General features: G+C 62.6%; 7 protein-coding genes. 1 reads left to right on the plus strand and 6 read right to left on the minus strand.

Annotated elements, in window-relative coordinates; all coding sequences use genetic code 11:
• Positions 1-28: 28 nt before the first annotated feature.
• The 6 genes from QZY48_RS04635 to QZY48_RS04660 form a co-directional block, all read right to left on the minus strand.
• Positions 29-772 (minus strand): hypothetical protein, encoded by a 744-nt coding sequence (locus QZY48_RS04635; RefSeq protein WP_295428367.1) that lies wholly within the window; start codon positions 770-772, stop codon positions 29-31.
• The gene (locus QZY48_RS04640) at positions 769-1,419 is read right to left on the minus strand and encodes a CpsD/CapB family tyrosine-protein kinase (RefSeq protein WP_295428371.1); all 651 of its coding nucleotides are present in this window, start codon (positions 1,417-1,419) and stop codon (positions 769-771) included. Before QZY48_RS04640 ends, QZY48_RS04635 begins: the two co-directional genes overlap by 4 nt.
• The gene (locus QZY48_RS04645) at positions 1,416-1,562 is read right to left on the minus strand and encodes a hypothetical protein (RefSeq protein ID WP_295428374.1); all 147 of its coding nucleotides are present in this window, start codon (positions 1,560-1,562) and stop codon (positions 1,416-1,418) included. The genes QZY48_RS04640 and QZY48_RS04645 overlap by 4 nt, the downstream gene beginning before the upstream one ends.
• A gap of 179 nt (positions 1,563-1,741) precedes the next feature.
• Positions 1,742-2,800: an acyltransferase gene (locus tag QZY48_RS04650; RefSeq protein WP_295428377.1), complete on the minus strand. Its 1,059-nt coding sequence runs from the start codon at positions 2,798-2,800 to the stop codon at positions 1,742-1,744.
• Positions 2,801-2,804: 4 nt separating this feature from the next.
• A complete protein-coding gene (locus QZY48_RS04655) occupies positions 2,805-3,911 on the minus strand; it encodes an acyltransferase family protein (RefSeq protein ID WP_295428380.1) in 1,107 nt (368 codons plus the stop codon).
• A gap of 38 nt (positions 3,912-3,949) precedes the next feature.
• On the minus strand, positions 3,950-5,422 hold the full coding sequence (locus QZY48_RS04660) for an O-antigen ligase (RefSeq protein WP_295428382.1): 1,473 nt from the start codon (positions 5,420-5,422) through the stop codon (positions 3,950-3,952).
• 246 nt (positions 5,423-5,668) lie between these two features.
• Between QZY48_RS04660 and QZY48_RS04665 the strand changes: the two genes are divergently transcribed.
• Positions 5,669-6,664: a hypothetical protein gene (locus QZY48_RS04665; RefSeq protein WP_295428385.1), complete on the plus strand. Its 996-nt coding sequence runs from the start codon at positions 5,669-5,671 to the stop codon at positions 6,662-6,664.
• The last annotated feature ends 94 nt before the right edge of the window (positions 6,665-6,758 follow it).

The following is a 6,758-nucleotide window of genomic DNA, read 5'->3' on the forward strand; positions in this document are numbered from 1 at the left end:
CAAGGCCTGGTTGTTGGGGTGCTCCCCGCTATTGCGGCGGCGTCCGTACCAGTCGCCCGACGTCCGGCATCGTACCCAACACCGGCACCCCAAGGTAGCGGGCCATTTGCCGTTCCGACTTGAAGGATGGATCCGACAGCTCGAACATGCCGATCAGCACCAACACGCCGACGGCCGATAAAAGCAGCACGCCCAGTGCCGGCCGCAGCCGCTCGGCGCTCCAGATGGCCCGCGTGCCGACGACGACCAGGTCGCCCGCCGCCTGGAATCCGCCCGCCATCGCCGTAACCCCCGGTTTGGTGCGCGCCGTCGCATCGACGATCCTTTTCAAGATCCGGTCGGTGTAGAAAGCGACGAGCACGCGCCCGCGCGCTGCATCTTTTCCGGTATAGCTCAACTCCAATGTGCCGCCGCCCGTGGCGGTTAGAGACAAGGCCGAGTATGCCAGGCGACGTATCTCGTTGTCGTTCACCGCAGTGCCATCGCCCCCGATCAGCCCCAGTCTCTTTTGCAATTGCATCAGCGCGAATGCATCGAGAAACAGGAGCTCAGGATCCGCGACCACGTCACCCAGCTTGATCGTCGCGACCGGGCTGTTGGACGCGGTGATCGCAATGTCAGCGGAGTAGCCGGAGAAGGCCTGCGACACGCTGAATTGCATGTCATCGAGCGCGGCAAAAAGCAGGTAAAAGCCGAGCGGCACGAACACCAGCCAGGCCCATTTTCTGTGGGTTCGCAGTGCTCTGAGATAGCGTTTGAAGTGAAATCTCATGGTGCGGACAGCTTCCGCTGATTGCTGATGACGCCAAGGATACTCGCGCCGCTGGACTCCATGATCTTTTGCGCCCTTCTTATCTGCTGCCTGGGGGTGGCGGCCGTCAAGACCACCATGACGACGCCATCGGCAAGGCCGGACAGCATCACCGGGTCTATCATCATTTCACTGGCCGGAAAGATCGCGGCGCTATCGATGATAACGACATCATAGGCCGTCCTGGCCTGGCCAATGAGTCGAGCGGTCACAGCGCCTGCCTGAGTATCGCCCTTGAAGCAATCGGCATAGTCACCGGGCGCGGTCAGAATATCCAGCGACTCCTGCCCGGAAGGGCACACGAGCGCGCTCAGTTCAGCCGCGCAAAGCGCCTTTTCGGAATGGGTCAGAGCGAGATTGAAAAACCGATGCAGCGCCGGGCGATCCCAATTGAGATCCAGCGCCGCAACACGATATTTTCCACTCTGCGCGGCGGCGGTGGCAAGCGCTGCGACAAACAGACTCTTTCCTTCGCCGGGCGCGGCACTCGTGACTAATACCGTCGCCGGGCGCTGATCTTTCAAGGCGTACTCGGTCGCGCATAATATTCGTTTGATTTCGGCGATGTGCGCAAACGCCTGGCGATACCGCTCCTCGCTGTTGATCATAGCTTCTGGTACCTCAACCCAAGGAACCGTTCACTGATAAGCGAAACAAGTCCATCAGGGAATGCTGGTTGCGTCGTTGTCGTTGTCGTTGTCGTAATCGAGGTTATCGTAGCACCCCGGATTCTCTCGCCGCCAAATTGCATCGCTTCTCCGATTACGACAACGACAACGATCGTGTTGTGTTTAACTGGTTCTTGACTCGTTACCAAAAACGAACGGCGCACCCGCAAGACCTCTTTGGTCTCGGGGTCGCCCGCCCCTGGGGACGACGTGGGGGCGACCCGGACCGCAAACCAGCCAGGATGCCGCCGTTGCACCCTTGCTAGGGCGTCGTCTTACCGAAGCGCCGCCGGTACCAGGCCTCGGCCGAAACCCGGGCTGGCGCCTCGAACAGCCCCCCGATCTTCAAGCGCCCCAGCAGCCGTATGACCAGTATAGGCAGCAGGAGGCTCACCAGACACCCGACCAGGAGATAAATCATCGCGTCCTGGACCCCGAGTAACCGGCCGACCAGGATCCGGGCCCCGCTGCCGGCCAGTATGTGCATGACGTAGATGCCCATGGAGGCCGCCCCCAGGGCCAGGACCCAGCGCGCCGGGGTGCGGGCGAGCCAGATGCAGAGGCTGGCCACGGCCAGGATCGAGACGATCGCCACCAGGAGGGAGGCGACGCCCTTGTCGGTGTGCACCAGCCCAAGCCCGACGTGGAAGCCGTACTGCACGGCCACGAAGCCGATGACCCCGGCCAGTGCCCAGGCTCCAGGGCGCCGGGCCACCGACTCCTTGACGGTGATGAACCAGACCCCCAGGGCAAAGAAGACGAAGTTCTTGACGACATAGTCCGAATGCAGCGCCGCGGGGATCGCGGCCTGAAAGACGTAGGCCAGGGCCGCGACGGCCAGCAGCCCCCAGAGGAAGAAGCGACTCTCGCGGCGGTAGACCAGGATGGCGGTCAGCATCACCAGGAACAGGGCGTAGAGGAACCAGAACTGGGCCCGGGGGTTCCAGAGCGCGAGGACCTCGGTCAGGCTCACATTGCCGTTGGTGTATCCGGCAAGCCAGACCTCGATCAGCCCCTGGATCAGGGACCAGATGACATAGGGGTAGAGGATGGTGTCGACCTTGTTCGCCGCCAGCGCCGCCGGGCCGCGCCGGTGCAGGGAGTGGAAGAAGAAGAGCCCGGAGAGAAAAAAGAACAGCGGCATGTGGAAGCTGTAGACGATGCTGTCCACCAACTGGTAGAGCGGCACGTCCAGTGGGATGCCCGCGTTGAATATCCCGCGCGCGACATGACCATAGACCACCAGGACGATGCCGATGGCCTTGGCGTAATCGACCCAGGCGTCACGGCTGCCGACGGCGTCGCGTTGCTTCTGTGCCATGATCTCAACCCCCCTGCGCCGGGCGTGCCGCGGGCCAGGCGAGCCCTTTCAGCTCCTGGGTCAGGGCGGCGTAGTATAGAGAAAAGATCAGCCCTAAAACGAGCTGGGTAAGGACGAGCGGCGCCCCGGAGGGCAAGACCAACGGCGTGCCGAGAACCAGCGCCAGCAGCAGTATCCAGGCCGGGAACCGGGCCATGACGGCGGGGATGCGCAGGGCCCCGAACAGTGGCGGGAGCACCCATATCAGGACCAGCGATGCCGCCCCGACCGCGGGCCAAATCCAATAGGTTCCCCAGATCCCCTGGGTATAGTGGCGCACCAGCCAGATGACGCCCATGTGGACATAGAGAAAGAGGAATGAGGACTTACCCAGCCAGAGCAGCGGGGCAAATAGCCGCGTGACCGCCGTTGACGGCAGCCGCCGGGCGATATAGAAGGACGTGGCGGTCAGGAACAGGGAGAACAGGAAATAGCCGGTGGTCATATCCCAGCGGTTGTCGATTCCCAGCGTAACCCCCGCCCCCCAGGCCGTGCCCAGCGCAAGCAATGCCGACCCGGCGAGCCACAGGTTATGTCGGTTGGGTGCGAGGTAGCAGGACATGCCGAGGAAGAACGGGAACAGCCAGGGGATGATCACGAAGTTGCCCGGTTCCACGACGACATAGGCCAGGTCAGCCATCCACCAGGTATCACGCAGGGTGTCGGTGGCGAGTTTGAGGGCGAAGATGGTGATCGCTGCGCCGAGGTGAAACCAGGGGCCCGGGTTCAGAAAACGCTGCACCAGGTACAGGGTCAGGACGCCTACGGCGATGATCTGAAGTATGTCCATGTCGAACGGGACCCAGAAGTTGGTGAAGTTTTCCCTGGCCATGGGGGTGAAGCTCAGCCCCAGCATAAAGATCATGGCATAGGTGATGATGATCCCGGCGACCGGGTATTTGCGCGCCTGGAAGTCGGCCGTGATCCCGGAGACGGCGAAAAACAGGATGGGGGTGAAACTACCTAAGAAAGTCAAGACCTTGGACGGTAGATCGAGCTGCAGTTGGGTGTGCGCCAGGACCATCATGACACAGGCGATGCCCTTCAGCAGGTCGAGGGATGAGTCTCGCAATTCAGTTCTCCCCAGGGTGGTTGGCGGAACGCGTCGGCTCAGCGCCGACGGGGTCCGATGGCAGGCCGGCCGACCGGTCGCGACGCCGTTGGCCCGGACTGGCCCCGGCGCCGGGTCATCGTCAGGTACGCCATCGCCAGGCGATTCTTCTGATCCTGATCGTGTTTGAGCCGTTCGCGCTCGACCCGGTCCAGGGAACTGACGAAGCCGGCGAGCATGAAATAGGTCAGGGTGATCTGGATGGTGCGGAAGTTCCACTCGAGGGTACCGACGAGCCAATTGATGACAAAGGCGGTCAGGATCCCGATGGCGAAGACCCGTTCGAGACCGTCCCGGCGTTTCAGGATAAAACGGACAGCGATCAACATGAAGCCGGCAGTCAGCAGGGCATAGAGGGTGACCCCGATGATACCCAACTCGGCATAATGGAGCCAAAAGATGTGGTGGGCAATGCCGCGATCCAGGGGTGCCAGGTCCTCGCCGTAGGGCAGGTAGTTGATCGCATAGGAGAAGTTGTTGAGTCCCACGCCGAAGAAATTGTCATGGCCCATGTGGCCCGACGCAATGTTGGCCCCGTGGCGCGACTCCCCGGACTCCTCCGGGGCCGTCTGGAAGCGCTGAATGATCGGCGGCAGGATGACGGCCAGGGCCGGGATGGAGAGTATCACCATCAATCCGATGGCCGCGAACTTCTTCTTGAGCTTGACCGCCTTCTGCTTGAGGAAAAAGGTCATGGCGATGATCATGCTGAAGCCCATGACCGTGGTGGCCATGCCCCCGCGCGAGAGGGTCGCCACACTGGTGAGGACCCCCGCCCCGAGTCCGGCCCAATAGATCAGGGTGCGCTTGTCGAAGAGCTTCTCACTGTCCTGCATGAGGACGGCGAAGATGATAAAATTCAGCATGTTCTGGAAGGTGGCCAGGCCATTCTGATGGTCGAAGGAGCCGCGCGGCGGAAAGACCCCGCGGGTATACTTGTCCATCAGGACCTGGAAGAAGCTGTAAAAGGTCATCCCCACCACCGCCCAGATGACGAAGCGCAGGTCGTCCTCGCTGCGGATGAAGTTGTAGGCGACCCAGAAGGTCGCGTAGGCGCGCACGATCTTACTGAGACCGAAGACGGCGAACTGCGGAATCAGGGCCGTGGCGATGGTGAAGGTGCAATAGGCGAGGTAGAGGACCAGCAGCACCTCGTTGGGATTGCGCGTGTAGAGCTTGCGCTTTCGCCAACGCGGCGCCTTATGCATCGCCACGATCATCGTGATGGCGAGCCAATCGGTAACGCCGAACTCCAGACCGCGGATGTCGCCGCGGTACAGCGTATAGCTGAAGAGGGTGATTTTCACCGGATTGATGGCCATGAACCAGATCCCGGCCATGCAGACGCGGTCCATCCACGCGTGCTTGATGGCCAGCGGGATAGCGAAGGCCAGGAAGCCGACCGTCAAGCCCGCGAAGATCACCTGCTTGGCCTGGATCGGCTCGCCGAAAATTTCGGGCGGAAGCGTCAACTGCGGTACCCGTCGGTCGTTGGGCGGCGTGCGGCTGCGCACTGGCTCGCCGCTGGATGGTGCCGCACAGGCGCGCGCGGATGCCCGATCTTACGCCCGAGTGCACAGCGTCTCAACCGGCCCGGGCACAGAAGCAGTCGGCGGATGCCGCCACGGGGCGGCGCGGCAGGGCCGTGGGCCCGTGTTGAAAGCGGCAGGACCCGCGCGTACCATGGCGGCAAACCAGCACTCGGGCTCACCATCAACATGATCGCGCAGACCGCCAAGTTCATCAAGCAACTCATCCAGGGCGATGCCCTTCCGGTCTACGTGATTTTTCGCGAGCCGACCGTGGTCATCAGTTATTTCGAGGACTTCATCACGCATCGCGACGCGATCCTCGAGGCCTTGGGCGATGCCAAACCGCACCTGCTGTTCCAGTTTGGCTGGCACCGGGAGACGCCGGAGCGCGCCGCTGAGGTGGCGCGCGAGGCGGCCGAGATCAGCCGCCTCTGTCCGTCGGCGCAGTTGGTGTTCCTGTGCAATTCCGAGCGCGAGGTCGCCCTGATCGCGGGCCTGGGCCTGCGGGCCGAGTATTGTCATCAGAACGCCTTTCTCGACGAGGGTCATTACCGTATCTACGACCGACCCGTCAAATTCGATGCCGTTTACCTTGCCCGTATCACCCCCTTCAAGCGCCATCAGTTGGCCCTGGGGGTGGCGTCCCTGCGCCTGATCGGGGATCACTCGCCGCAGGAGGCGGCCTATTTCGCCGAGGTGATGCGCCAGTTCCCCCATGCGAGCTGGAAGCGTAAGGTCTTTTCCCGCTTCGTCTCCCGCGCCATCTGCGAGGCCCGTTGCGGGCTCTGTCTATCGGCGGAGGAAGGGGCCATGTTCGTCAGCGCCGAGTATCTGTTGTCCGGGCGCCCATTGGTCTCGACACGCAACCTGGGCGGCCGGGACGCCTTTTTCGAGCCGACCTATGCGTACATCGCCGACGACAGTGCCGAAGCGGTCCGGGAGGGCGTGGAGGCGATGAAGCGTTGCGCCCTGACCCCCGCCGAAATCCGGCAGCGGACGATCGCCAAGTTCCGCCCCCATCGTGAGAGGATGATCGCCATCCTGCAGGACATCTGCGACCGGGCCGGGGTGAAGCGCGACGCGGCGGCGGCGTGGCCCACCTATTTCACCCACAAGTTCGGCCTGCGTTGTTTCAACGGGCCGCGGGTGCGGCTGACGCGGATCCTCAAGCGCCGCAAATAGGTCGGCAGCCAGGGGCCGTCGTTGTCGTTGTCGTTGTCGTAATCGAGCTGCTCGTGGCCGAATTGCATTGCTTCTCCGATTACGACAACGACAA

The organism is uncultured Thiodictyon sp., assembly GCF_903828115.1.
GTDB lineage: Bacteria > Pseudomonadota > Gammaproteobacteria > Chromatiales > Chromatiaceae > Thiodictyon.